The organism is Nocardia sp. MDA0666 (assembly GCF_003023875.1).
Taxonomy (GTDB): domain Bacteria; phylum Actinomycetota; class Actinomycetes; order Mycobacteriales; family Mycobacteriaceae; genus Nocardia; species Nocardia aobensis.
Map to the genome: position 1 here is coordinate 166,104 of NZ_PYHT01000009.1, position 26,056 is coordinate 192,159.

Annotated in this window: 21 protein-coding genes; 19 read left to right on the plus strand and 2 right to left on the minus strand. The window is 69.1% G+C overall.

Annotation, left to right across the window (positions count from 1 at the left end; translation table 11 throughout):
- Window positions 1-144 precede the first annotated feature (144 nt).
- From C8258_RS15680 to C8258_RS15760, 17 genes are all read left to right on the plus strand, one after another.
- Window positions 145-1,830: a UDP-N-acetylmuramoyl-L-alanyl-D-glutamate--2,6-diaminopimelate ligase gene (locus C8258_RS15680; protein ID WP_106955802.1), complete on the plus strand. Its 1,686-nt coding sequence runs from the start codon at window positions 145-147 to the stop codon at window positions 1,828-1,830.
- Window positions 1,827-3,347: a UDP-N-acetylmuramoyl-tripeptide--D-alanyl-D-alanine ligase gene (gene murF / locus C8258_RS15685; RefSeq protein ID WP_106955803.1), complete on the plus strand. Its 1,521-nt coding sequence runs from the start codon at window positions 1,827-1,829 to the stop codon at window positions 3,345-3,347. The genes C8258_RS15680 and murF overlap by 4 nt, the downstream gene beginning before the upstream one ends.
- On the plus strand, window positions 3,344-4,420 hold the full coding sequence (mraY, locus tag C8258_RS15690; RefSeq protein WP_062966230.1) for a phospho-N-acetylmuramoyl-pentapeptide-transferase: 1,077 nt from the start codon (window positions 3,344-3,346) through the stop codon (window positions 4,418-4,420). The genes murF and mraY overlap by 4 nt, the downstream gene beginning before the upstream one ends.
- A gap of 48 nt (window positions 4,421-4,468) precedes the next feature.
- Window positions 4,469-5,932 carry a UDP-N-acetylmuramoyl-L-alanine--D-glutamate ligase gene (gene murD / locus C8258_RS15695; RefSeq protein ID WP_106955804.1) on the plus strand — a complete coding sequence of 488 codons (1,464 nt, stop codon included), beginning with the start codon at window positions 4,469-4,471 and terminating at the stop codon, window positions 5,930-5,932.
- Window positions 5,929-7,452, plus strand: a complete 1,524-nt coding sequence (gene ftsW, locus C8258_RS15700) for a putative lipid II flippase FtsW (protein ID WP_233225112.1) — start codon at window positions 5,929-5,931, stop codon at window positions 7,450-7,452. The genes murD and ftsW overlap by 4 nt, the downstream gene beginning before the upstream one ends.
- Window positions 7,449-8,624 carry an undecaprenyldiphospho-muramoylpentapeptide beta-N-acetylglucosaminyltransferase gene (murG, locus tag C8258_RS15705; protein WP_051024504.1) on the plus strand — a complete coding sequence of 392 codons (1,176 nt, stop codon included), beginning with the start codon at window positions 7,449-7,451 and terminating at the stop codon, window positions 8,622-8,624. The genes ftsW and murG overlap by 4 nt, the downstream gene beginning before the upstream one ends.
- A 98-nt stretch (window positions 8,625-8,722) precedes the next feature.
- The gene (gene murC, locus C8258_RS15710) at window positions 8,723-10,168 is read left to right on the plus strand and encodes a UDP-N-acetylmuramate--L-alanine ligase (protein ID WP_106955845.1); all 1,446 of its coding nucleotides are present in this window, start codon (window positions 8,723-8,725) and stop codon (window positions 10,166-10,168) included.
- A gap of 46 nt (window positions 10,169-10,214) precedes the next feature.
- Window positions 10,215-11,000, plus strand: coding sequence for a cell division protein FtsQ/DivIB (locus C8258_RS15715; RefSeq protein ID WP_106955805.1), 786 nt, complete (start codon window positions 10,215-10,217; stop codon window positions 10,998-11,000).
- 424 nt (window positions 11,001-11,424) lie between these two features.
- On the plus strand, window positions 11,425-12,645 hold the full coding sequence (gene ftsZ, locus C8258_RS15720) for a cell division protein FtsZ (RefSeq protein ID WP_036500364.1): 1,221 nt from the start codon (window positions 11,425-11,427) through the stop codon (window positions 12,643-12,645).
- Window positions 12,646-13,032: 387 nt separating this feature from the next.
- On the plus strand, window positions 13,033-13,758 hold the full coding sequence (pgeF, locus tag C8258_RS15725) for a peptidoglycan editing factor PgeF (protein ID WP_106955806.1): 726 nt from the start codon (window positions 13,033-13,035) through the stop codon (window positions 13,756-13,758).
- The gene (locus tag C8258_RS15730; RefSeq protein WP_106955807.1) at window positions 13,755-14,525 is read left to right on the plus strand and encodes a YggS family pyridoxal phosphate-dependent enzyme; all 771 of its coding nucleotides are present in this window, start codon (window positions 13,755-13,757) and stop codon (window positions 14,523-14,525) included. Before pgeF ends, C8258_RS15730 begins: the two co-directional genes overlap by 4 nt.
- A gap of 187 nt (window positions 14,526-14,712) precedes the next feature.
- Window positions 14,713-15,516, plus strand: coding sequence for a cell division protein SepF (locus C8258_RS15735; RefSeq protein ID WP_036500371.1), 804 nt, complete (start codon window positions 14,713-14,715; stop codon window positions 15,514-15,516).
- 122 nt (window positions 15,517-15,638) lie between these two features.
- Window positions 15,639-15,941 (plus strand): YggT family protein, encoded by a 303-nt coding sequence (locus C8258_RS15740; RefSeq protein ID WP_025348651.1) that lies wholly within the window; start codon window positions 15,639-15,641, stop codon window positions 15,939-15,941.
- A 75-nt stretch (window positions 15,942-16,016) separates the two neighbouring features.
- Window positions 16,017-16,850, plus strand: coding sequence for a DivIVA domain-containing protein (locus C8258_RS15745; protein ID WP_106955808.1), 834 nt, complete (start codon window positions 16,017-16,019; stop codon window positions 16,848-16,850).
- A gap of 134 nt (window positions 16,851-16,984) precedes the next feature.
- Window positions 16,985-17,185, plus strand: coding sequence for a hypothetical protein (locus C8258_RS15750; protein ID WP_036500385.1), 201 nt, complete (start codon window positions 16,985-16,987; stop codon window positions 17,183-17,185).
- A gap of 298 nt (window positions 17,186-17,483) precedes the next feature.
- A complete protein-coding gene (gene ileS / locus C8258_RS15755) occupies window positions 17,484-20,684 on the plus strand; it encodes an isoleucine--tRNA ligase (protein WP_106955846.1) in 3,201 nt (1,066 codons plus the stop codon).
- 455 nt (window positions 20,685-21,139) lie between these two features.
- Window positions 21,140-21,715 (plus strand): NlpC/P60 family protein, encoded by a 576-nt coding sequence (locus C8258_RS15760; protein ID WP_199195715.1) that lies wholly within the window; start codon window positions 21,140-21,142, stop codon window positions 21,713-21,715.
- Window positions 21,716-21,834: 119 nt separating this feature from the next.
- Here C8258_RS15760 and C8258_RS15765 read toward each other — a convergent pair whose 3' ends face one another.
- A complete protein-coding gene (locus C8258_RS15765; protein ID WP_106955848.1) occupies window positions 21,835-22,995 on the minus strand; it encodes an ABC transporter permease in 1,161 nt (386 codons plus the stop codon).
- 55 nt (window positions 22,996-23,050) lie between these two features.
- Here C8258_RS15765 and C8258_RS15770 point away from each other — a divergent pair, with 55 nt between their 5' ends.
- Window positions 23,051-23,497: a MarR family winged helix-turn-helix transcriptional regulator gene (locus C8258_RS15770; RefSeq protein WP_106955809.1), complete on the plus strand. Its 447-nt coding sequence runs from the start codon at window positions 23,051-23,053 to the stop codon at window positions 23,495-23,497.
- A gap of 81 nt (window positions 23,498-23,578) precedes the next feature.
- Here the strand turns inward: C8258_RS15770 and C8258_RS15775 are convergent, their stop codons facing one another.
- On the minus strand, window positions 23,579-24,457 hold the full coding sequence (locus C8258_RS15775; protein ID WP_036500395.1) for a UTP--glucose-1-phosphate uridylyltransferase: 879 nt from the start codon (window positions 24,455-24,457) through the stop codon (window positions 23,579-23,581).
- 236 nt (window positions 24,458-24,693) lie between these two features.
- Between C8258_RS15775 and C8258_RS15780 the strand changes: the two genes are divergently transcribed.
- The gene (locus tag C8258_RS15780) at window positions 24,694-26,022 is read left to right on the plus strand and encodes a DNA polymerase IV (RefSeq protein ID WP_233225127.1); all 1,329 of its coding nucleotides are present in this window, start codon (window positions 24,694-24,696) and stop codon (window positions 26,020-26,022) included.
- The last annotated feature ends 34 nt before the right edge of the window (window positions 26,023-26,056 follow it).

The following is a 26,056-nucleotide window of genomic DNA, read 5'->3' on the forward strand; positions in this document are numbered from 1 at the left end:
TGTCCGTGTGCGGCCCGCCGCACGGGCGGGTGCGGGCGCGGTGAGGCCGGGGAGCCGGTGCGCGCGAGGCGGCCACGCTGCGTGGCCGCCGATCGCCCACAGGTAACCTGACTCCCCGACCCCGAATCTCGACCCGATGCACAGATGTGCGCCCACGAAAGGAGCCTGGTGCCCGTGCAGCCCAGCCCGCAGGTGCTTCGCCCCGCCGTTGCGTTGCCGACGCCGGTGCAGGCCGTTGCCGAACTGACCGGTGCGCGGCTGAACTCCGGCGACCCGGCCGGGATCGAGATCACCGGCATCGAACAGCGCTCGAACGCCGTCCAGCCCGGTGATCTGTTCGCCGGTCTGGCCGGTGCCAAGGCCCACGGCGCCCGCTTCGCCGCCGATGCCGTGGCACGCGGCGCGGTCGCGGTGTTCACCGACGCGGCCGGTGCCGAACTGATCGGCGAACTGGATGTGCCGGTCCTCGTGCACGACGACCCGCGTGCGGTGCTGGGTGAACTGTCGGCGGCGATCTATGGTCATCCGTCGCGACAACTGCAGGTCATCGGCATCACCGGCACATCGGGCAAGACCACCACCTCCTATCTGGTGGAGGCCGCACTGACCGCGGCCGGCCTGTCGACCGCCCTGATCGGCACGATCGAGACGCGGATCGCGCGGCGCGTCGATGCGAACCCGGAAGAGGGCGCTGCCGGGACGAGCGGCGCCGTCGAGTACCGCCGGGTGCCCAGCGCGCTGACCACGCCGGAGGCTCCGCAACTGCACGCGATGTTCGCGTTGATGGTGGAACAGGGTGTGCAGGCCGTGGTGATGGAGGTGTCCAGCCACGCGCTGGCGCTGGGCCGCGTGGACGGTGTGCACTTCTCCGTCGGCGCGTTCACGAACCTGTCGCAGGACCACCTGGACTTCCACGCCGATTTCGAGGACTATTTCGCCGCCAAGCGCCGGTTGTTCGTCCCGGATCCGGGGTCGCCGCAGCGGCAGGTCGCGGCCGATACCTGCGTGATCTGCGTGGACGACGCCTGGGGCCGGCGGCTGGCGCGGGAGGCGAGCGGGCGTGCCCGGGTCGTCACCGTGGCGACCACGGACTGCCCGACCGGGGAGACCGAACCGGAATGGACGGTGACCGGCGCCGCCGCGTTGGCCGACGGCGGGCAGCAGTTCACCGCGGTCGGCCCGGACGGTGAGATTCCGGCCCGGCTGCGACTGCCCGGGCGCTACAACATCGCCAACGGCCTGCTCGCGATCGCGGTGTGCGCCGCGGCGGGTGTCGACGCGGCGGTGGCGGCCGCGGCACTGGGCGAGGTGGATGTGCCCGGCCGGATGCAGCGGGTGAACGCGGGGCAGGATTTCCTCGCCCTCGTCGACTACGCGCACAAGCCGGCCGCGGTGGAATCGGTGATCGCGACGCTGCGCCGGCATCTGCGCGACACCGGTGGCCGCCTGGCCGTGGTCGTGGGCGCCGGTGGCGACCGCGACGCCGGTAAGCGGCCGCTGATGGGCGCCACCGCGGCGCGCGGCGCGGAACTGCTGGTCATCACCGACGACAATCCGCGCACCGAGGATCCGGCCGAGATCCGCGCCGCGATCCGTGCGGGCGCGCTGGGTATCGCCGAGGCCGAGCGCGGTGAGGTGCGCGAGATCGGCGATCGGGCCGCCGCCATCGCCGCGGCCGTGGATTGGGCACGGCCGGGGGATGTGGTGCTGGTGGCAGGTAAGGGACACGAGACCGGGCAGGAGATTGCGGGTGTGAAGTATCCGTTCGACGACCGTGAGGTGCTGGGACAGGCCCTGGAACGTAAAACGAAAGACCTGACGGTTTCATGATCGAAATGACTCTGCGGGAGATCGCCGAGATCGTCGGCGGCACGCTGCACGACGTGAGCGATCCCGCGGTGACGGTGACCGGTGCGGTCGAATTCGATTCCCGCCGAATCAATTCCGGCGACCTGTTCCTGGCGCTGCCGGGCGAGCACGTCGACGGGCACGACTACGCCGGCAAGGCCGTGGCCTCCGGGGCGGTGGCGGTGCTGGCGGCGCGTCCGGTCGGCGTGCCGGCGATCGTGGTCGAACCGTTCGCCCCCGCGGCCGACGCGGCGGCGAACCGCTCCTACGTGCTGGCGCACGACACCGACGGCTCCGGCGCCGCCGTGCTGGCGGCGCTGGCCAAACTGGCGCGCGCGAGCGTGGACCGGCTGGCCGCGGCCGGCCTGAACGTGGTCGGGGTGACCGGTTCGGCCGGGAAGACCTCCACCAAGGACCTGCTGGCGCGTGTGCTCGCGCCGCTGGGTGCCGTGGTCGCCCCGCCCGGATCGTTCAACAACGAACTGGGCCATCCGTGGACGGCGCTGCGCGCGGGAGCCGACTCCCGCTTCCTGGTGCTGGAACTGTCCGCACGCGGCCCGGGCCATATCAAGGCGCTCACCGATATCGCGCCCCCGCGGATCGGTGTGGTTCTCAACGTCGGCACCGCGCACCTGGGTGAGTTCGGCGGCCGCGACGCCATCGCGCAGGCCAAAGGCGAACTGGTGGAAGCGCTTCCGCCGACCGGCGTCGCGGTGCTCAACGCCGACGACCCGCGGGTGGCGGCGATGGCCGCCCGGACGCGGGCCCGCGTGGTGACCTTCGGTCAGGCGTCCGGTGCCGATGTGCGGGCCGCCGACATCGTGCTCGACTCCGACGCGCGGGCGCGATTCACCTTGCACGCCAATGGTTCTCACGCCGAGGTGCATCTGGCGGTGTACGGCGAACACCAGATCTCGAACGCGCTGGCCGCGGCCGCCGTAGCGCTCGAATGCGGTGCGGATCTCGACACCGTGGCCCGTGCTCTGGCCGGTGCGACAGTCGATTCGGCGCACCGGATGGATGTGCGGACCCGGCCCGATGGGGTCACCGTCGTCGACGACTCCTACAACGCCAATCCGGATTCCATGCGCGCCGCTCTCAAGGCGCTGGTGTCGATGTCGCGCGCCGGCGGTACGCCGGCCGCGCCGCGCGGCCGGCGCAGCTGGGCGGTCCTGGGCGAAATGGCGGAACTGGGCGAGGAATCGGTCGTCGAACACGACAGCATCGGCCGGCTCGCGGTGCGGCTGGACGTCGACCGGCTGATCGTGGTCGGCACCGGGCGCCCGGCCCGCGCGCTGCACCAGGGTGCGGTCATGGAAGGCTCGTGGGGCGAGGAATCCATCCTCGTACCCGATATCGAATCCGCGATCGCCCTGCTGGACAACGAGATCGCGGCCGGTGATGTGGTGCTGGTCAAGGCGTCGAACTCCGCCGGTCTGTGGGCGGTGGCGCAACACGTGCTCGCATCGGGTGAGCAGGGCACGGAGGCAGCTGGATGAGGCAGATTCTGTTCGCGGCGGGGATCGCGCTGGCGGTATCGATCCTGCTGACGCCGCTGCTGATCCGCATGTTCGCGCGGCGCGGATTCGGCCAGGAGATCCGTATCGACGGCCCCGAGAGTCATCAGGCCAAGCGCGGCACCCCGACCATGGGCGGTGTCGCGATCCTCATCGGCATGTGGGCCGGATATCTGGGCTCGCATCTGATCGGCATCGGCTATCACGCCGACGGGCCGTCGGTCTCGGGCCTGCTGGTCCTCGGCCTGGCTACCGCGCTGGGCGTGGTCGGCTTCATCGACGACTTCATCAAACTGCGCAAGCAGCGCAATCTGGGCCTGACCGCGGCCGGTAAGTACATCGGCCAGCTCGGTTCGGCGGTGATCTTCGGGGTGCTCGCGCTGCAGTTCCGCGGCGCGGGCGGGCGGACCCCCGCCAGCCGGCACCTGTCGTACGTGCGCGAGATCAACACCGTCTCGATGAGCGTGATCATCTTCCTGGCGTTCGTCTGCCTGGTCGTGGTCGCGTGGTCGAACGCGGTGAATCTCACCGACGGCCTGGACGGGCTGGCCGCGGGATCGATGAGCCTCGTGCTGGGCGCCTACGTGATCATCACGTTCTGGCAGTACTACCACGCCTGCGAATTCAAGGCCGAGGCCGGCTGTTACAACGTGCGCGATCCGCTGGATCTGGCGCTGGTGTGTGCGGCCGGCGCTGCGGCGTGTGTCGGATTCCTGTGGTGGAATGCGGCACCCGCCAAGATCTTCATGGGCGATACCGGTTCGCTGGCCCTCGGTGGCCTGCTCGCCGGATTGTCGATCACCACCCGCACCGAACTGCTCATGGTCGTGATCGGCGCGCTGTTCGTCGCCGAGACCGTGTCGGTGGTGTTGCAGGTGGCGGTGTTCCGGACCACCCGCAACCGGTTGTTCAAGATGGCGCCGTTCCATCACCATTTCGAGCTGAGCAAATGGGCGGAGACGACGGTCATCATCCGGTTCTGGCTGCTCGCCGGAATCGCGGCGGCGGTCGGTCTGGGCTTGTTCTACAGCGAATACCTCTCTCAGGTCGGGTAAGCAGCGATGGTCGAACATACTCCGCGGGCCCTGCGATCACCGGGTCCCATGCTCGAATTCCTGCGTGGCCGTGACGTTCTCGTCGCGGGATGGGGGGTGTCGGGGCGCTCGCTGATCGAGCCGCTGCGCGATATCGGCGCCCGTCCGGTGGTCACCGACGCCGGGGAGAAGGCGATGGCCGAGGCCGCCGAACTCGGCCTCGACACCGCCACCGGTGCCGCGCTGCTCGAACCCGGTGCGCTGGAACGGTTCGCGCTCGTCATCACCAGCCCGGGCTGGCGACCGGGTTCACCGGTCCTGGTCTCCGCGGTCACCGAGGGCATTCCGGTCTGGGGCGATGTGGAATTCGCCTGGTGGGTGGATCAGGCGCGGCTCTACGGTCCGGTGCGCAAATGGCTGGTGATCACCGGGACCAACGGCAAGACCACCACCACCCAGATGACCCACGCCATCCTGCGCGCGGCCGGTCTGCCCAGCGTCGCGTGCGGCAATATCGGGCTGCCGATCCTGGACGCGCTGCGGCGCACCCCGGGTCCGCAGATCCTCGCGGTCGAGCTGTCGTCGTTCCAGCTGCACTGGGCGCCGTCGGTGCGCCCGGAGGCCGGTGTGGTGCTGAACGTGGCCGAGGATCATCTGGACTGGCACGGCGGCCTCGACGCCTATGCCGCCGCGAAGGCGCGGGCGCTCACCGGCCGGGTGGGCGTGGTCGGCCTCGACGACGCCGTGGCCGCCGCGCTGGCGCGAAAGTCCAAGGCGCGCCGCACCGTCGGCTTCCGGATCGGCGTGCCGGCGGACGGTGAACTCGGTGTGGTCGACGGCAAATTGCTGGACCGCGCCTTCACCAAGGCCGCGATCCTCGCCGAGGTCGGCGATATCAGCCCGCCCGGCCCCGCCGGTGTCGCCGACGCGCTGGCCGCGGCCGCGCTGACCCGTGCCATCGACGTGGCCCCGCAGTTCGTCAAGGAGGGCTTGGCCGAACACAAGGTGGGCCCGCACCGCGCCGCCTTCGTGCGGGAACTCGGCGGGGTCGGCTTCGTCGACGATTCGAAGGCCACCAATCCGCATGCCGCGCGGTCCTCGATCCTGGCGCATCCGCAGGTGGTGTGGATCGCCGGGGGCCAGCTCAAGGGCGCCCATATCGACGATCTGGTCGAGGAGGTCGCCGAGCGTCTCGTCGCGGCGGTGGTCTTCGGTCAGGACGCGCCGATCATCGCGGCGGCAATGGCGCGACACGCGCCGGATGTCCCGGTGGTCGAGCTCGGTTCGGGTGACGATGCACAGATGAGCGGGGAACCCTCCACGGCATCTCTGGTCGCCGAGATCGACGGCGCCGACGCGGTGATGGCCCGCGCGGTACGCATCGCGGCCGGATATGCCGGGCGCGGCGACACCGTCCTGCTCGCCCCCGCCGCGGCCTCCCTGGACATGTTCGCCGACTACACCCATCGCGGCCGCAGTTTCGTCGCGGCGGTGCAGGCCCTGGACGAGAGAGATATCGGGAGCCAGCAGTGACGAAACCGGCGCGCAAGCCCGTGGGCACCTGGTTCGGTGCCTGGCTGGCGCGCCCGCTGGCCGATTTCCACCTGGTCGTCACCATCGCCACCCTGCTCACCGTGCTCGGGCTGGTGATGGTGCTGTCGGCCTCCAGTGTGGAGGCCTACGCCGACGGCGGTTCGGCCTATTCGCTGTTCATGCAGCAGGCGTTCTTCGCGGGCCTGGGCGCGGCGCTGTTCTATGTGGCGCTGCGTATTCCGATGCGGGTGCTGCGGCAGCTGTCGTTCCCGCTGTTCGCGGCGTCGGTGCTGCTGCTGGTACTGGTGCTGATTCCCGGAATCGGTTCGCAGGTCCAGGGTTCGCGCCGGTGGTTCGACCTCGGCTTCGTCTCGGTGCAGCCGTCGGAGATCGTGAAGGTCACCCTGATCCTGTGGGGCGCGCATCTGCTGGCGACCCGCCGCAGCGACCAGGCCGGGTACAAGGACATTCTGGTGCCGCTGGTGCCGGCCGGTCTGCTGACCTGTCTGCTGATCGTGCTGGAACCGAATCTGTCGACGACCATCGCGGTCGGCCTGGTGCTGGTCGCGCTGCTGTGGTTCGGCGGGTTGCCGGTGCGGCTGTTCGTGACCATCGCGGTCTCGGGTGCGGTCGCGGCGGGAATTCTGGCGCTGTCGGCCGGCTATCGATCCGATCGCATGCGCGCGTTCTTCAATCCCGGCGACGATCCGCAGGGCATCGGCTACCAGGCGCGCCAAGCGCTGTTCTCCCTCGCCGACGGCGGGATCTGGGGGCGCGGACTCGGCCAGAGCCGGGCCAAGTGGAGTTATCTGCCCAACGCGCACAACGACTTCATCTTCGCCATCATCGGCGAGGAACTCGGATTTCTCGGATGTGCCCTCGTACTGGGGCTTTTCGCGCTGTTCGTCTTCGTCGGACTGCGCATCGCCGCCCGCTCGGCCGATCCGTTCCTGCGATTGCTGACCGCGGCCGCGACCACCTGGATCACCGGGCAGGCGCTGATCAACATCGGCTATGTCGTGGGCCTGCTGCCGGTGACGGGTCTGCAGTTGCCGCTGGTATCGGCCGGTGGTTCGTCGCTGGCGATCACGTTGATGATGTTCGGCCTGATCGCGAGCGCGGCCCGGCACGAACCCGAGGCGATCGCGGCGCTGAAGGGCGGTCAGGACGGGCGGTTCAGCCGCTTGCTGCGGCTGCCGATCCCGGAAACCTACGCGCCCGCCCGTGCGGGGCGGGCCCGCGCGGTGTCCGGCCCGCGACGGCGGGAACTGCCGCCCGCGCGCAAGCGGTCGGACAAATCCGGTCGGTCGCGCGGCGCGGGCGGGACCCGCGGGGCCGCGCAGACGCGGGGTGGGAGTGCGGCGATACCGCGGCGGTCGATAGATTCGGATTCGGCACGACGACGCAGCGCCGACGCCGGACGGCGGGAGGCGCGCGGAGCGTCGTCGTGGCGCACCACCCGGGCCTGGGAGCCCAGCTATCCGATGACACATGCGAGAGAACGAGGTAATTCGAGGTGACAACCGGCGAGAGCGGCGGCACGACGGGTTCCGGGCAACGGACGCTCTCGGTGATCGTCGCCGGCGGGGGCACGGCCGGGCATATCGAACCCGCGATGGCGGTCGCGGACGCACTGCGCCGGCTGGATCCCTCGATCCGGATCACCGCACTGGGCACCCAGCGCGGGCTGGAGACGACGCTGATTCCCGAACGCGGCTATCCGCTGGAGCTGATTCCGCCGGTCCCGCTGCCACGTAAACCCACCGCCGATCTGCTGCGCCTGCCCGGCCGGGTCCGCGCCGCGGTGGCGCGGACCCGCGCGGTGATCGACGCGGTCGAGGCCGACGTGATCATCGGATTCGGCGGCTACGTCTCGGTGCCCGCCTATCTCGCGGCCGGCGGGGGAGTGCTGCGGCGCTCGCGCCGGGTGCCGCTGGTGGTGCACGAGGCCAATGTGAAGGCGGGGATCGCGAACAAGGTCGGCGCCCGGCGTGCGGCGCGGGTGCTCGCGGCCGTGCCGAATTCGGGTGTGCACGCGCGCGGGCGCGCCGATGCCGAGGTGGTCGGGATTCCGGTGCGCGCCTCGATCGCCACCTTGGACCGGGCCGGACTGCGGGCGCAGGCGCGGGAGCACTTCGGTCTGCCGCAGCAGGGCCCGGTTCTGCTGGTCTTCGGCGGCTCCCAGGGCGCGCGCCGGTTGAACGAGGCGGTGTCCGGCGCGGCCGCGCAACTGCTGGCGGCGGGTATCTCGGTACTGCACGCGCATGGTCCCAAGAACACGCTCGATCTGGACGGCATCGACACCGAATCCGGCCGGGACGGCGCGAAATACGTTGCGGTGCCATATCTGTCGCGGATGGATCTGGCCTATGCCGCCGCCGACGCCACGGTGTGCCGCTCGGGCGCGATGACCGTGGCCGAGGTGTCGGCGGTCGGTCTGCCGGCGTTCTACGTGCCGCTGCCGCACGGCAACGGCGAACAGGAGTTCAACGCCCGCCCGATCGTCGCGCAGGGCGGTGGCAGAATCGTCGCGGATGCGGAGATGACGCCGAAGTACGTGATGGACGAGGTGATCGCGCTGCTCACCGACCCGGCCGCGCTGACGAACATGTCGGTCGCCGCCGCCGGTGCCGGACATCGCGACGCCGCGGACACGGTGGCGCGAATCGTGCTGGAGGTGACCGGACGGTGACCGGAGGAAACGAGACGGCCGAAGTGGGAGCCGCGGACCCGGTGAACCACACCGGGCAGGCCCCCACCGAACTGCCGGAGTTGTTGCGGCGGGTCCACATGGTCGGCATCGGCGGTGCCGGCATGTCGGGGATCGCGCGGATTCTGCTCGCCCGCGGGGGCGAGGTGTCGGGCTCGGACGCCAAGGAGAGCCGCGGCGTACTGGCGTTGCGGGCGCGCGGGGCCCAGGTCCGCATCGGCCACGACGCGAGTGCGCTGGATCTGCTGGAGGGCGGCCCGAGCGCGGTCGTGACCACCTACGCCGCCATCCCGAAGACGAATCCCGAACTGGTCGAGGCGAATCGGCGCGGTGTGCCGGTGCTGATGCGTCCCACGGTGCTCGCCGAACTGATGCGCGGCCACCACACCCTGCTCGTGTCGGGCACCCACGGCAAGACCTCCACCACCTCGATGCTGGTGGTGGCGTTGCAGCACTGCGGCTTCGATCCCTCGTTCGCCGTCGGCGGTGAACTGAACGAGGCCGGGACGAACGCGCATCACGGCACCGGCGGTTATTTCGTGGCAGAGGCCGACGAGTCGGACGGCTCACTGCTGCAATACGATCCGGACGTCGCGGTGGTCACCAACATCGAATCCGATCATCTGGATTTCTTCGGCTCCGACGAGGCCTACGTCCAGGTGTTCGACGACTTCGTGGCGCGGCTGGTCTCCGGCGGACTGCTCGTGGTCTGCCTGGACGATCCCGGTTCGCTGGCGCTGGCCCGCCGGGTCGCCGACCGGGTCGCGGCCGGGGAACTCGACATCCGGGTGGCCGGTTACGGCTCGACGGAGACGGCCGACGCGCCGGTGCCGATGCAGGCCCGGCTGGTGAGCTGGGAGCCGCGCGACGTGGGCGGTGTCGCCACGGTGCAACTGGGCGACGAACCCGCGCCGCGCACGCTGCGCCTGTCGGTGCCCGGCCGCCATATGGCCCTCAACGCCCTCGCGGCGCTGCTCGCCGCCCGCGATGCCGGGGCCGATGTGGACGAAATCCTGCAGGGCCTGGAGGGTTTCGGTGGTGTGCACCGCCGCTTCCAGTTCGTGGGCCGCGAGAACGGGGTGCGGGTCTTCGACGACTACGCCCACCACCCGACCGAGGTGCGTGCCGTACTGGGGGCCGCGGCCGAATTGGTCCGCCAGGAGGCGGCCGACGGCGCCCGCTCCCGCCAGGGCCGGGTGATCGTGGTGTTCCAGCCGCACTTGTACAGCCGCACGGCGACCTTCGCCGAGGAATTCGGCGCGGCGCTGTCGCTGGCCGACGAGGTCGTGGTCCTCGACGTCTACGGCGCGCGCGAGAAGCCGCTGCCCGGCGTCAACGGCGCGCTGGTGGCGCAGGCGGTCACCAAACCCGTGCACTACCAACCGGATATGTCGCGGGTGGGCCGGCAGGCCGCGAGCCTGGCCCGCGCGGGCGATGTGGTGATCACCATGGGCGCCGGCGACGTGACGATGCTCGGCGGGCAGATTCTGGACGGACTGCGGGTGCGCCCGTCGACGGGTCGGTGAGCACGGCACCCCCGCCCGGCGGTGCCGGCCGGAGAGGGAGGTGGAGATGACACGCCGCGAGACGATCGAGGACGTCGATCCGGACGCCGAGGCCGAATTCGCCGCGGACGGCGACGAGGGCGACGATCGCCTCCACCGGGGCGGGGCCCGCGCACGGCTGCCCTTCGACGGCCGGTGGCGGCGGATTCTGTTGTGGGGCGCGCCGATCGTGGTCGTGGTGATCGTGCTGCTGGTGGTCGCCTACTTCACCCCCGCGCTGTCGGTGCGCTCCGTGCAGGTCGAGGGGGTGTCGACGGTGCCCGAACAGGATGTGCGCGCGGTGCTGCAGATCCCCGACGGCCGCTCCATGCTGCGTATCGATACCGACGCGATCGCGCGCCGGGTGGCGTCGCTGCCGAAGGTGCGGTCGGCACGGGTGCAGCGGGTGTTTCCGTCCACGGTGCGGGTCACGGTGGACGAGCGCTCCGCCGTGGTGTTCTTCGACAGCCCGCAGGGACCGCATCTGCTCGACGCCGACAGCGTCGAATTCGCGATCGAACCACCGCCGCCCGGCGTCGCGAAGCTGGTCACCGACCATCCCGGCAGCGCCGACCCGGTGACCCGGGCCGCGGTCGCGGTCCTCGACGCCGCGCCGCCGGCGCTTCGAGCCCAGGTGGGAGAGGTTGTGGCGCGGACGGTTTCGGATATCGAACTGAAGCTGCGCGACGACCGTACGGTGGTCTGGGGCGGTCCCGACGACTCCGAACGCAAAGCCGCGGTGGTCCTTCCGGTGCTGACGCGCCCGGGAACGGTATTCGACGTTTCGAGTCCCGATCTGGTAACGGTAAGATAGTGACACTCGTTGTGCCGTTGCGGTTTTCGACCGGCGGCCGGGAGTCGATGGCCGTGCGTGATGGCCGTGGCACCTGGGCCCGTCCGGGTGCCGCGGTCGCGGGCGGGGCCGGTGAATCCGCGGTCCCGCGGAGATCGAGGCCCGATCTCGATGTCTGTGGCGGCCGTTCGCGGTACCATGCCCGACGGGCTCGGACGAGACGGATCGCACAAGATTCTGACCCTCGTGTCGGCGCGCCTGCGCACGGATCGCGACGGGTGCGAATAGCGTTCCGCACCAGTCGGATACTTGACATAACGCCAACCCTATGGTTCAGGTTTAGGGTTTGTCCGAGTGAAACCCCGGGCGGACCGGGGACCTCGAATCGGCGCTCTGCCGAGAATCCGAAAACGACAGGCTTTGGATCGAAGGAAGGCGAGAGCCCATGACGCCCCCGCACAACTACCTTGCAGTGATCAAGGTCGTCGGTATCGGCGGCGGCGGCGTGAACGCCGTCAACCGAATGATCGAACAGGGACTCAAGGGAGTCGAGTTCATCGCCGTCAACACCGACGCCCAGGCACTGCTGATGAGTGATGCGGACGTCAAGCTCGACGTCGGCCGCGAACTCACCCGCGGTCTCGGCGCCGGCGCGGATCCCGAGGTGGGCCGCAAGGCGGCCGAGGACCACAAGGACGAGATCGAAGAGGTGCTCAAGGGCGCCGACATGGTCTTCGTGACGGCGGGTGAGGGCGGCGGCACCGGTACCGGTGGCGCGCCCGTGGTGGCCTCGATCGCCCGCAAGCTGGGCGCCTTGACCATAGGAGTGGTGACGCGGCCGTTCTCGTTCGAGGGCAAACGCCGCAGCAACCAGGCCGAAGCCGGTATCCAGGCGCTGCGCGAATCCTGCGACACCCTCATCGTCATCCCGAACGACCGGCTGCTGCAGCTCGGCGACGCGGCGGTGAGCCTGATGGACGCCTTCCGCTCCGCCGACGAGGTGCTGCTCAACGGTGTTCAGGGCATCACCGACCTGATCACCACCCCGGGTCTGATCAACGTCGACTTCGCCGACGTCAAGAGCGTCATGTCCGGCGCCGGTTCGGCGTTGATGGGCATCGGCTCCTCGCGCGGCGAGGGACGATCCGTGAAAGCCGCGGAGGCGGCGATCAATTCGCCGCTGCTGGAGGCGTCGATGGACGGTGCGCACGGCGTGCTGCTGTCGATCGCCGGTGGATCGGATCTCGGTCTGTTCGAGATCAACGAGGCCGCCTCGCTGGTGCAGGAGGCCGCGCACATCGAGGCCAACATCATCTTCGGTACGGTGATCGACGATTCGCTCGGCGACGAGGTCCGGGTCACGGTGATCGCCGCCGGCTTCGACGGGGGCACCCCGGCCCGGCGCATCGAACCGGCGGGCAGAACGAATATCGGCGCCGGCCGGGCCGGTGACATCGGCCAGTCCACCACTCGCCGTGATTTCGGCAGCACCCGACAGTCCGAGCCCGAGCGCCCGGCCGATCCGACGCCGGCCCGCGGCCCGGCCCCGTCCTACGAACCGCGCCCGGCCACGGAGCCGACCATCGCGCACAACAACCGCTCGCACATTCAGATGCCGGACGAGGACACCGACGACGTCGACGTCCCCGATTTCATGCGCCGGTAAGCACGCCGATCTCGCTGCCCTCTCCGACGTCGCGGAGGGGGCAGCGGCGTGTGCGGGTCGTGGGGGCGGTCGAAACCCCCTGTGCCACCGGAATTCCGGCGGACCGGTGCCGGGCGGCCGTGTGATGTCGATCTCCGGGGGCGTCGTCGCCGGTCTCCGGGGCAGCGGCGTGTGAGAACGAACACCGCGAGCGGAAGCGTCGCGCCGGGCAGTGGCGAACGCGGCACCGTGGGTGGCGGCAATGTCGTGTGCATGAACTCGCACGCCGTGGGTACTTCGCGGGGCATGCTCGCGCTGTGCCCCGTTCCGCCGCCCCGCCACCTACGTTCCGGATCACTCGGCGGCACGCTCGACTCCGGACCGGTACGGCCTATTAATCTCGGAGACATGACACAGGCTTCGGTTCGGACGCGACGGGTGACGACCACGCGGGCCGGTGGGTTCTCGGCGGCGCCCTACGACTCGTTCAACCTGGGCGATCACGTCGGCGACGATCCGGAAGCGGTGCGGCGCAACAGGATACGTCTCGCCGAAGGCATCGGCCTGCCACCCGGCCGCTTGGTCTGGATGGAACAGGTGCACAGCCGCAACGTCGAGATCGTCGACGGCCCCCGCGCCGAACCGGTGCCGGTGACCGACGCGCTCGTCACCACCGTGCCGAATCTCGCGCTGGTGGTGCTCACCGCCGATTGCGTCCCCCTGCTGATGTCCGACGACGAGGCCGGGGTCATCGCGGCCGTACACGCCGGCCGCGTCGGCGCCCGCATCGGAATCGTGCCGAAGGTCCTCGAGGCGATGATCTCGGTCGGCGCCCATCCGCACCGCATCGGCGCCTTCCTCGGCCCGGCCGCCGGTGGCGAGGATTACGAGGTGCCCGCCGCCATGCGCGACGACGTCGAGGCCCATCTGCCCGGCAGCGCCACCACGACCCGGCGCGGTACACCGGGGCTGGATCTGCGAGCCGGAATCCGCCGTCAGCTGGAAGCGGCCGGGGTCGGCGCGGTCGCGGTCGATCCGCGCTCCACCATCTCCGACGCCACCCTGTTCAGCCACCGTCGCGGCGCGCCCACCGGCCGCATCGCCGGAGTGATCTGGATGGAGGAGAACCGGTGAACCACGCCGAATCCGGGCTCGGCGCAACCGAATCCGGGGCGGGCGCGCCGCAGTCCCGTGAGGCGGGACTCGCCGCCGCGCTCACCCAGCTGGAACATCGCATCGACGCCGCGTGCCGCGCTGCCGGGCGCGATCGTGACACCGTCCGGTTGCTGCCGGTGACCAAATACTTCCCGGCCTCCGACGTGGAGATCCTGTATCGGCTCGGGCGCCGGGAATTCGGTGAATCGCGGGAACAGGAGGCCTCCGCCAAGGTGGCCTCATTAGGACATCTGGCGCAGATGCGCTGGCACATGATCGGCCGATTGCAGCGCAACAAGGCGAAATCGGTTGTGCGCTGGGCCGATACGGTGCACTCGGTGGATTCGGAGCGTCTGGTGAGGGCCCTTGACACCGCCACGGCGGCCGCACGCGAGGAGGGAGCGCGCGCGGATCCGCTGCGCGTGCTACTGCAGGTGAGCCTGGATCGCGATCCGGCGCGCGGCGGCGTCGTCCCGGATGATCTCCCGATGCTGGCCGATCAGGTCGCGAAATCCGAGAATCTGCAGCTCGCGGGCCTGATGGCGATTCCGCCGCTGGGCGCGGAGCCGGATGCGGCGTTCGCCGAACTGGCCGGTCTGCATCGCACGCTGCTGGCCGCGCATCCGGGCGCGACCGAATTGTCGGCGGGCATGTCGGGCGACCTCGAGGTCGCCATTCGACACGGGTCTACCTGCGTGCGTGTCGGTACTGCTCTCATGGGCGACCGACCGATAACCTCGCAGTAGCAAAGAAACCTCATCAGTCACATTCGAAACATATGCTTGGGGCTGACGAGGACTGAGCAGGACTTCAACACCCCAGGTCAGTCGGGGCCGTAGGAAGGTCGACCAGGATGAGCGAGCGTAGCGAGCGAGACATCAGCGCAGCCACGAGCATGCTCGTGCTGGAGCCCAGCGTTAGTGAGGTGGGAGCATGAGTACGCTGCACAGGTTCAAGGCCTACTTCGGCATGGTCCCGCTCGAGGAATACGAGGACGACTACGTCGACGACCGTGGCCCTCGGGGGATCGACGACCGTGGCCCGCTGGGTGCGGACGACCGCGGGGTGCGCCGCTCGCGTTTCGACGACGATCCGTACGACGCCGGACGCTCGCGTTTCGGCGACGACCGCTTCGCCGACGATCCGGGCTACCCGGAGCCGGCCTACAAGGCGCCCTATCAGCCCGGCTACACGGTGCCGCGCCGCTCGGAGTTCGCCGACGAGTCCTACTCCGACGACCGCTACGAGCCCCTGCGCCGCCCGACCCGGATCGAATCCGCACCCTCGGGCCGCTCGCGCGGACTCGGCGGTGGCACTCCGATGGTGCGTGGCACCACGCACGGTGCGCTGGCGGTCGATCCCGAGGCCGAACGCCGGATGGAAGAGCGGCGGATGGAGGAGCGCGCCCGGTTCGAGCCGGCCCCGCGCCGCACCCCCGTCTTCGAGGACGGAGGTCCGTTGTCCAAGATCACGACACTGCGTCCGCGCACCTATGCCGAGGCCGCGATCATCGGCGAGCGTTTCCGTGACGGTACGCCCGTGATCATGGACCTGGTCGAGATGAGCAACGCCGACGCGCGCCGCCTGGTGGATTTCGCCGCCGGACTGGCGTTCGCGCTGCGCGGTTCGTTCGACAAGGTGGCCACCAAGGTGTTCCTGCTCTCACCGTCGGATGTCGATGTATCGGCCGAGGAGCGCCGCCGCATCGCCGAAAACGGCTTCTACAACCAGAAATAACCCCGAACCGGGTGCCGCGCGCGGCGGCGGCCCCGGTCGGGTGAGCCGCGACGGGGGGAAATGACGCCGAATGCACGGCGCGGGGAGTTTGCAGGACACCGAATCTGAGGCAAAGTGGACAGGTGGCCTTGTTTCAGGTGCTGTATGTACTCCTCTTCCTCTTCTGGCTGTTGCTGATCAGCCGAGTGATCGTCGAGTTCATCCGCAGCTTTGCGCGCGACTGGCATCCGCGGGGGTTCGTCGCCGTCGTTCTGGAGGCGATCTTCACGATCACCGATCCGCCGGTGAAACTGTTGAGGCGCCTGATACCTCCCGTGAACTTGGGAGGAATTCGCCTGGATCTGTCGATTATGGTCCTGCTTTTCATCGTGTTCATTCTGATGTCCATCGTCAGCAGGCTCGGGCAGCCGATAGCTCCGGTGTGACAGAATGGGCCGAGAAGAAGAGCTTGCTAGAAGATCTACGCTAGATCTCCGTACGAAGCGCGAAGGGATCCTTCCATGCCGCTGACTCCAGCCGATGTGCACAACGTCGCGTTCAGCAAACCGCCGATCGGGAAGCGCGGCTACAACGAGGATGAAGTCGACGCCTTCCTCGACTTGGTCGAACAGGAGCTCTCGCGCCTCATCGAGGAGAATGCGGACCTGCGCCAGCGGGTTGCTGAGCTGGATGCCGAATTGGCGGATGCCAAGAAGTCGCGTCCCGCCCCGCAGGCGGTGAAACCCGCTCCGCCGCAACCGGAACCACCGAAGCCCGCGCCCGTGGCGCCGCCCGTGCCGGTGCCGGCCCCCGCGCCGGTGGCCCCCAAGGACAACTCCGCCGCGGATGCGAACCTGCAGGCCGCGAAGGTGCTGAGCCTGGCGCAGGAGATGGCCGACCGGCTCACCACCGACGCCAAGGCAGAGGCCGAACAGCTGCTCTCCAACGCCCGGGCGAATTCCGAGCGAATGGTCAGCGAAGCGCAGACCCGCTCGGACGCGATGGTCGGCGAGGCGCGGCAGAAGGCCGACTCGCTGCTCTCGGACGCGCAGACCCGTTCCGACAGCCAGCTTCGCCAGGCGAAGGAGAAGGCCGACGCCCTGCAGGCCGACGCCGAGCGCAAGCACACCGAGATCATGGCCACCATCACCCAGCAGCGCAGCGTGCTGGAGAGCCGCATCGAGCAGCTGAAGACCTTCGAGCGCGAGTACCGGGTGCGGCTGAAGTCCTACCTGGAATCGCAGCTCGAGGAGCTGGAGAACCGCGGTTCGGCCGTGCCGGTCGACGGTGGCGAGGCCTTCGAGGCGATATCGAACAGCCATGGTCCGGCATCGTTCGCCAAGGGTGGCAAATAGCTCGTCCCGGGTGCCCGCCACCCCGCCGATACGACGGGGTCCGGCGCCGCATGCCGCTGTGTGGTCGTAGTTCTGCCGAGCCGCCCGGCCCCTCCGGGGCGATGCGGCCCGCCCTGCCCGCCTAGGGGGTGACCATGCTCGTTCTGACGCTCGTCCTGGCCGCGATCGGCTTCGCCCTGCTGGTGACGGCGTTGACCACCGGATCGGTGATCTGGGCGTGGGGTTGCATCGTCGTCTGCGTGATCGGTGCGGTCCTGCTGCTGGTCAGCGCGCTGGCCATGCGTGAACCCGAGGAAGGCCCGCAATCACGTCCCGGCCGTCACGCCAAACGCTGAGCGGGCACGGTGAACAGGGCACGGAAATAACGTTGCCCGCACTGGCTACAATCAAACCTGTAGATCGGCAGTGATCCGGCCATCACCGGGGAGCCTTCGGAAGAACGGCGCCACAGGCGCCCAGTAGAACCGAACGGGTGAGCCCGTCACAGCTCGCAACGAGAGGTCCGCCACGCCGGAACATCCGGCCCGGACAAGCGGGGTGGTACCGCGGCAGCGGCGCACAGGCGCCGAGGTCGTCCCCGTGCCCACCGACTGCGCCGCATGCGCGCACTGGCACGAGGGAGACCACGCCGCCATGGCGGACGAGACATCCACCCGCAACGCCTATCCCCGCGTCGACTTCACCGATGCGGATGCCGGCTCGCGGCAGGGCGCGAGCGTGTCGTTCCCGGAGCTCGAGCGCCGGGTGCTGGACTACTGGGCCGCCGACGACACCTTCCGTGCCAGCATCGACAACCGTGGGGAGAAGTGCGACGAGTTCGTCTTCTACGACGGCCCGCCGTTCGCCAATGGTTTGCCGCATTACGGACATCTGCTCACCGGATATGTGAAGGATTTGGTTCCGCGGTTCCAGACGATGCGCGGTAAGCGCGTGGAACGGCGCTTCGGTTGGGACACACACGGATTGCCCGCGGAAATCGAAGCGGAGAAGCAACTCGGTATCACGGACAAATCACAGATCGACGCGATGGGCCTCGCGGAATTCAATGCCGCGTGTAAATCCTCTGTGCTTCGTTACACCAATGAGTGGCGTGACTATGTGACACGCCAAGCACGGTGGGTCGACTTCGACAACGACTACAAGACCCTCGATCTCGACTTCATGGAGTCGGTGATGTGGGCGTTCAAGTCGCTGCACGACAAAGGGCTTGTCTACCAAGGCTTCCGGGTGCTGCCCTACAGCTGGTACGAGCAGACGCCGCTGTCGAATCAGGAAGCGCGTCTCGACGACGCCTACCGGATGCGCCAGGATCCGGCGGTCACCGTCGACATGCTGCTCGAGGTCGCCCCCGATCATCCGCTGCGCGAACTCGACGGCGCCAACGCGTTGATCTGGACCACCACGCCGTGGACGCTCCCGTCGAACCTGGCGATCGCGGTTCACCCGGACATCACCTATGCCCACGTGCGCGGCAAGGACGGCAAGCGGTACGTGCTGGCCGCCGAGCGGGTCTCGCACTACGCCCGCGAACTCGGCACCGCCGACGACGGACTCGAGGTCCTCTCGGAGCATGCGGGCGCGGCGCTCGCGGGCCTGCGCTATCGGCCGCCGTTCGACTTCTTCCTCGGCCACCCCAACGCGCATCGCGTGCTGAACGCCGACTACGTGACCACCGACTCCGGAACCGGCGTGGTGCATCTGGCGCCCGCGTTCGGTGAGGAGGATATGGACGTCGCGTCGGCCAACGGCATCGAGGTGGTGCAGCCGCTCGACGCCGGCGGCAAGTTCACCTCGATGGTGCCGCCGTACGAGGGCCTGATGGTGTTCGACGCCAATCCGGTCATCATCAAGGACCTCAAGGCCGCCGGAAAGCTGTTGCGGCACGAGACGATCGAGCACTCCTACCCGCACAGCTGGCGTTCCGGCCAGCCGCTGATCTACATGGCGGTGCCCTCGTGGTTCGTGGCGGTCACGAAGTTCCGCGACCGCATGGTGGAGCTGAACCAGCAGATCACCTGGGTGCCCGAGCACATCCGCGACGGTCAGTTCGGCAAGTGGCTGGAGAACGCGCGCGACTGGAACATCAGCCGCAACCGGTACTGGGGCGCGCCGATCCCGGTGTGGATCTCCGACGATCCGGCCTACCCGCGCGTCGACGTGTACGGCTCGCTGGACGAGCTGGAACGCGACTTCGGCGTGCGTCCGGCGGATCTGCACCGCCCGGGCATCGACGAGCTGGTGCGCCCGAATCCCGACGACCCCACCGGGAAGTCGATGATGCGGCGTACCCCCGAGGTGCTCGACTGCTGGTTCGAGTCGGGGTCGATGCCGTACGCGCAGGTGCACTACCCGTTCGAGAACAAGGAATGGTTCGAGGGCACCCCCGACCGCCCGGCGCACAGCCCGGGTGACTTCATCGTCGAGTACAACGGGCAGACGCGGGGATGGTTCTACAACCTGCATGTCCTCTCGACCGCGCTGTTCGACCGGCCGGCGTTCAAATCCGTTGTGGCGCACGGCATCGTGCTCGGCGACGACGGATTGAAGATGTCCAAGTCGAAGGGCAACTATCCCGACGTCAACGAGGTGTTCGACCGCGACGGCTCCGATGCCATGCGCTGGTTCCTCATGGCGTCGCCGGTGCTGCGCGGCGGCAACCTGATCGTCACCGAACGCGGGATCCGCGAAGGGGTGAGCCACGCGCTGCGGCCGCTGTGGAACGCGTGGACGTTCCTGCAGCTCTACGCCTCGAAACCCGGTGTGTGGCGAACGGATTCGGCGAATGTGCTGGATCGCTACATCCTCGCCAAACTGGCCGCGGCCCGCGATGTGATGACCGAGGCGCTCGAGGTCTACGACATCGCCACCGCCTGCGACGAACTGCGGTCGTTCGCCGACGCGCTCACCAATTGGTATGTGCGCCGGTCACGTTCGCGGTTCTGGGAGGAGGACCGCGACGCGATCGACACCCTGCACACCGTGCTGGAGGTCACCTGCCGGCTGGCCGCCCCGCTGCTGCCGCTGATCACCGAGGTGATCTGGCGCGGGCTGACGGGGGAGCGGTCGGTGCATCTGACCGACTGGCCGGGCGAGACCGAACTGCCGCGCGATCCGGAGCTGGTGTCGGCGATGGACGAGGTGCGGTCGGTGTGCTCGACCGTGCTGAGCCTGCGCAAGGCGCAGAACCTGCGGGTGCGGCTGCCGCTGTCCGAGGTCACCATCGCCGCGCCCGACGCGGAACGGCTGCGTCCGTTCGCCGATCTCGTCGCCGACGAGGTCAACGTCAAAAAGGTGGACCTGACCACCGATGTGGCCGCGCACGGCCGGTTCGAACTGGTCGTCAACGCCCGCGCCGCCGGTCCGCGTCTGGGCAAGGACGTCCAGGGCGTGATCAAGGCGGTGAAGGCCGGCCAGTGGCGCGAGGACGACGGGGTGGTCACGGCGCTGGTGGCCGGCCACGACGACGGCATCGCGCTGCTGCCCGAGGAGTACACCCAGCGTCTGGTGGCGGCCGAACCCGAGTCCACCGCCGCGCTGCCCGGCAACGCCGGCCTGGTGGTGCTGAATTCGGAGGTCACCGAGGAACTCGAGGCCGAGGGCTGGGCCCGCGACCTGATCCGCGATCTGCAGGAGACGCGCAAGTCGCTGGGCCTCGACGTCTCCGACCGCATCACCGTGGTGCTGGAGGTGCCGCAGGAGCGCGCGGAGTGGGCACGCACGCACCGCGACCTCATCGCCGGGGAAATCCTCGCCACCGAGCTGAGCTTCGCGCCCGCGGGCGCCGAGGCGGCCGATGTGGTCGGCGGTGTGCGCGCCGCGATCACCAAGGCCTGAGCACCCGAATCCCGAAACGAGCCCGGTCCGCTTCGTCGGACCGGGCTCGTTTCGGCACTGCCCGATCCTTCTCCGGTCGGGAACATGTATACCCAGGTAGACGGGGGTTACACTCCGCCTTCGAGGGTGGCGACAAGTGCGGGCGCGGCGTGTGGTACGCCGATTCCCGGCATGACCTGGGATGTGTCATGTGAGGCCGGAACGGATCACGGTTGCGGATTGGTACTTGTGGTGTGCATGTGACTTGCGCTAAAACAGCTATGTCACAGCAACCATCACTCTTTAGTTGAGCTTAGGCGTTTTTCCCGGATCGACCCCCGCTGAAACTGCACTACCAGGTAGTTGACCGGCTGAGATGCCCGTGGGGAAGCGGCCATCCCAAGTCCATGCTGTGTGCTGTGTAATCGCCGGTCGGTGTGCCGTGGTGGATGCATGTCATACCGAAGGGCGAGCACATGGCACCGTCATCTGTGCGCGGATCCTCGCGCCGTAGATACACCCGCTATCTTCTGGCCGCGATCGCCGCGGCCGCCTCGGTCTCGATGTGGGCAGGTCCGGCCACCGCCGCACCGGCCGACACCGGCAGTTCCTCCGGATCCCTCGACTCGGGCAGCAGCTCCGGTTCGGGTAGCGGATCGGCCTCCGGCAGCGCCAGCGGTTCGGCGGCGCTACCGCTGCCCAGCCCGCGGGCGTCGATCGCCCTCAGCGTTGCCGGCTCACAGGCGGGCAAGCCCTATGAATGGGGCGGGACGGGGCCCAACGCCTACGACTGCTCCGGACTCGTGCAGTGGGCGTTCCGGCAGGTCGGCATCATGCTGCCGCGCACCACCTGGGAACAGGCCACCGCGGGAAGTGCCGTGCCGTTCGGCGCGATGATGCCCGGCGATGTGGTCATCGTGAATACCGACGGCTCTCACGAGGGCATCTACGCCGGCGGCGGGATGCTGCTCAACGCCTACGGGCCCGGCGTGCCGATCGGACTGACACCGCTGAGCGAATTCGACATCTACGCGATCCGCCGCTTCTTCTGAGTCGAGTGCCCGGGCTGCGGATTCTCGTATCGCGGCCCGGGCACTTGCCGACTACTCGGCGGCGTGAACGCGTCCCGAATCGCGAACGACTGCGGACCTGCTCACGCGGCGACGCGAGCTCAGACGCCGACCGCCTGTTCGATCTCCTCCTCGGCGTCCTCGTCGACATCTCCGGCGGCCTTCTCGGTCGGGCGGGGTGCTTCGACCGGGATTCCGCTGGGGGCCGGTACGGCGGAGTGCGTGGCGGGTCCGTGTGACGCCGGGTGCGCGGCGCCGGGCGTGGCCGCGTGCGCCGGAACATGCGCCGTGGACTGCACGGCGGCGCGGCGCCGTTCGTAGGCGCCACCCACGACCACCAGCACCGCACCGGCCGCGAACCACAGCGCCAGGCTCGCGATCCGGCCACCGAGGCCGCCGTTGCCGTCGAAGTAGAGCAGGCTACGGGCGCCCTCGACGAAGCCCGCGCCGTTCCAGAACGAGTGCAGGGCGCCGAAGAAGCCGTTCTGCAGTTCGGGGCGGTAGACGCCGCCGGAGGTGGTGAAGTTCAGCATCACGAACAGCACCATCATCGCGAGCGTGGTCCAGCGCTTCAGGAACGGGTGCAGGCCGATGCCGATGAAGAGGATGCCCGCGGCGTACAACCAGCCCATCGCCCAGATCGAGGCGTAGTCGTGGTCGACGACATGGAAGACCGGTCCGGCCAGCACGATGCCGATCACACTCACGACGAACGAGGTGACCACCGCGGTCAGCGCCCGCACGGCCATGCGGGTGCCCGCGCCGGCGACGCTGATCGCGGCGACGCTGCCGTAGGCGCCGATGCTGAGCGCGACGAGGACGAAGAACAGCCCCTGTCCGGTCGGGTCGCCCGAGGTGGTGGGCGCGATATCGGTCGTGCGCAGCGGCAGATTCTGCTGGGCGGTCACGGCGCCGAACATCGTCTCGACGGCCATGGCGGTGGTATCCGAATTCGCCTCGGCGACAAGCACTTCGGGGGATTGCGCGTCGGGGACGAAGGCGCCGGCCAGATCGCGGTGCTGCAACCGGTTCACGGCGTCGGCGCGGTCGGCGATCGTGACGACGTCGAGCGCGTCACCGGCCCGGTTCTTCAGTGTCTGTGCCATCACCTTGACCTGAGGGCTGTCGCCGACGATCGCGACCTGCACATGGTTGGGTTCGGGCTGGTGGAAGGCGCCCAGGTAGGCCAGCCCCATGCCCAGGCACATCAGCAACGGGGTCAGCAGATGCCCGGCCATGTGCCGAAGCTGGTGCAGGGACATGATCGTCACTCCAAAGGTTGGTAAATACAACTATTGTTTGTTGTACTATACAACCATGAAGGGGTCGCAGCCATACCCGTCCCGCAGTGTGGCGATTCAGACAATCCAGCGCGAGCTCACCGCGTTCGCCCGTCGGGCCCGCGGGCGCGCCGCCGAACTACATCCGGAACTACCGCTGGTGGCCTACAGCATTCTCGATCTGGTGATCGCGCGCGACGGCTGCCTCGCCGCCGAACTGGCCGAGTATTTCGTGCTCGACAAGTCCACGATGAGCAGACAGGTGGCGGCGCTGGAGAAGCAGGGCTACCTCGTCAAGGAGGTCGACCGGGCCAACCGCCGCAACCACGTCCTGCACGCCACGCCGGAGGGCCGGCGCGTCGCGGCCGACTCGGAGCGGGCGCGCAGTGCCGCGGTGAACGAACGCTTCCGCGACTGGGACGACCATGACGTCGCCCGGCTCGCCGCCTATCTGGAGCGCTACAACGCGGCCGACGGCGGCTGAACGCCGCACGTCATCGACGCCCGTCCCCGGAGGCGGCGGGTGCGGATCTCCGCCGCGACAATCGTCGCGGCGCTCAGGGCCTCACTCGTTGCACAGATCGCGCAGCAGCGGCCCGTACTGGGGGTGGCTGAGCGCGGAGGCGAACTGGGCGACCAGATAGTCCGCCGGATTGCCCGTGTCGTACCAGCGGCCGCGGATCACCTGTCCGTAGACCGGGTTCGAGGCGGCGAACACGTTGATGGCGTCCGTCAGATACACCTCGCCGGTGTGGTGGGTGTACCACTGGTCGACCTGCTTGCGCAGCTCGTCGACGATGCCGGGGGTGACGACGTATCCGCCGATCGCGGCATAGGCCGAGGGCGCGTCCTCCGGCTTCGGCTTCTCCCGCAGCCCGCTGATGCGCATCAGGCCGGGCTCGTAGGAATCCTCCACCACCGGCACGCCGTAGCGCTGTGAGTCGGCGGGATCCATCGGCATCAACGCCAGCACCGGCGAGCCGGTCTTGTTGTAGGCGTCGATGAGCTGCTGCGCACGCGGCACCTCGGCGACGAAGACGTCGTCGGGCCACAGCACCAGCATCGGCTCGTCGCCCAGCGCGCGGGCGGCGTTGAGCACCGGCGTGCCGTTGCCGTAGGGGCCGTGCTGGTCCAGATAGGTGATGTGGCCGAGCCGGCCGAGTTCGCCGACCTCTTCCACAGCGTCGGCATAGGCGGCTTTACCGTCGGCGCGCAGCTGCGCCACCAGTGCCGGATTGGGACGGAAATGGTCCTGGATCAGGGACTTCCCGCCGCTCACCACGATCGTGATATCGGTGATGCCGGAGGCTACCAGCTCCCGCACGGTGTGCTCGATCACCGGTTTGTCGCCGACCGGCAGCATCTCCTTGGGGATGGCCTTGGTCAGCGGCAGCAGGCGGGAGCCGATGCCGGCGGCTGGGATCACTGCCTTGCGGATGGTCATGAACCGATCATCACACACTTCCGCTGCCGGATATGTCGGTCCCCACGCGTAGATTTCCGGGTATGCACTCTGCCCCCGACGCGGCTACCGGCAATCTCGTGCCTGGTCAGCGGGCATCCACCGGGGTCGATGCGGGTGCCGGGGGCGGGTCGGCAGTGCATCTGCACGCACAGGAACCCGACAGCAATTTCGGAGCCGACACGGTGGCGGCGCGGCGCTGGGTGCTGCACATCGATATGGACGCCTTCTTCGCCTCGGTCGAACAGCTGACCCGTCCGACATTGCGCGGCCGGCCCGTACTCGTCGGCGGAATGGGCGGCCGGGGCGTGGTCGCGGGCGCCAGCTACGAGGCGCGGGTCTTCGGCGCCCGGTCGGCGATGCCCATGCATCAGGCGCGCCGGCTGGTCGGCGTCACCGCGGTGGTGATCCCGCCGCGCGGGGTGGTCTACGGCGAAGTCAGCGGGCAGGTCTTCGAGACCCTGCGCTCGTGGATTCCGGTGCTCGAGACGCTGTCGTTCGACGAGGCGTTCGGTGAGCCCGCCGAACTCGCCGGCGCGAACGCGGCGCAGGTGCGCGAATTCTGCGAGCAGCTGCGGCAATCGGTGCGGGAGCGAACCGGGCTGGTGGCCTCCGTCGGCGCCGGCACCGGCAAACAATTGGCCAAGATCGCGTCGGGACTCGCGAAACCCGATGGGGTGCGGGTGATTTCACCGGCCGAACAGCAGGCGCTGCTGGCCGGGCTGCCGGTGCGCAAATTGTGGGGGATCGGCCCGGTGGCCGAACACCGGCTGCGTTCGGTGGGCATCGAAACCGTCGGCGCGTTCGCGGCCCTGCCCGAACCGGAGGCGGCGTCGCTGCTGGGTGGCAGTGTCGGCGCGGCGCTGCACCGCCTCGCCCGCGGTATCGATGAACGACCGGTCGCCGAGCGGGCGGAGGCCAAACAGATCAGCGCCGAAACCACCTACGAGACCGACATCGTCACGCTGGCGCAGCTGCGTCCGGCGATCGAGGCGATGGCCGAGGCCGCGTACCGGCGGCTGCTGCGCGACGGCCGCGCGGCTCGCACGGTGGTCCTGAAATTGAAGAAGAGCGATATGAGCATCGTGACGCGCTCGCTCACCCTGCCCTACGCCACCACCGATCCGGCCACGCTCACCGCGGCGGCCCAGCGCTCGGCCATCGATCCCGTCGAATTGGGCTCGATTCGGTTGGTGGGCGTGGGATTCGGTGGTTTGTCGGCGGTGCGGCAGGAATCGCTGTTCCCCGAGCTGGATCGCGACACTGGTGCGGTGGGCGACGCGGTCTTCGAGGAACCGATCGCCGGTTCGGTGCCGGCGGATGAGCCGGTCGTGCCGCCGCCGACCCGCTCCTACACCACCGAGTTCTGGTATCCGGGACGCGATGTCGGCCATCCCCGGTATGGCCACGGCTGGGTACAGGGCAGCGGGCACGGGCGGGTCACCGTCCGATTCGAGACCCGCTCGACAGGGCCGGGCCCGGCGTATACGTTCGCTGCCGACGATGACGATCTCACCCCGGCCGATCCGCTCCTTAGTCTTCGTTGAAATTTGGCGGGTAGCGTGAGGCCACTCGTGCACT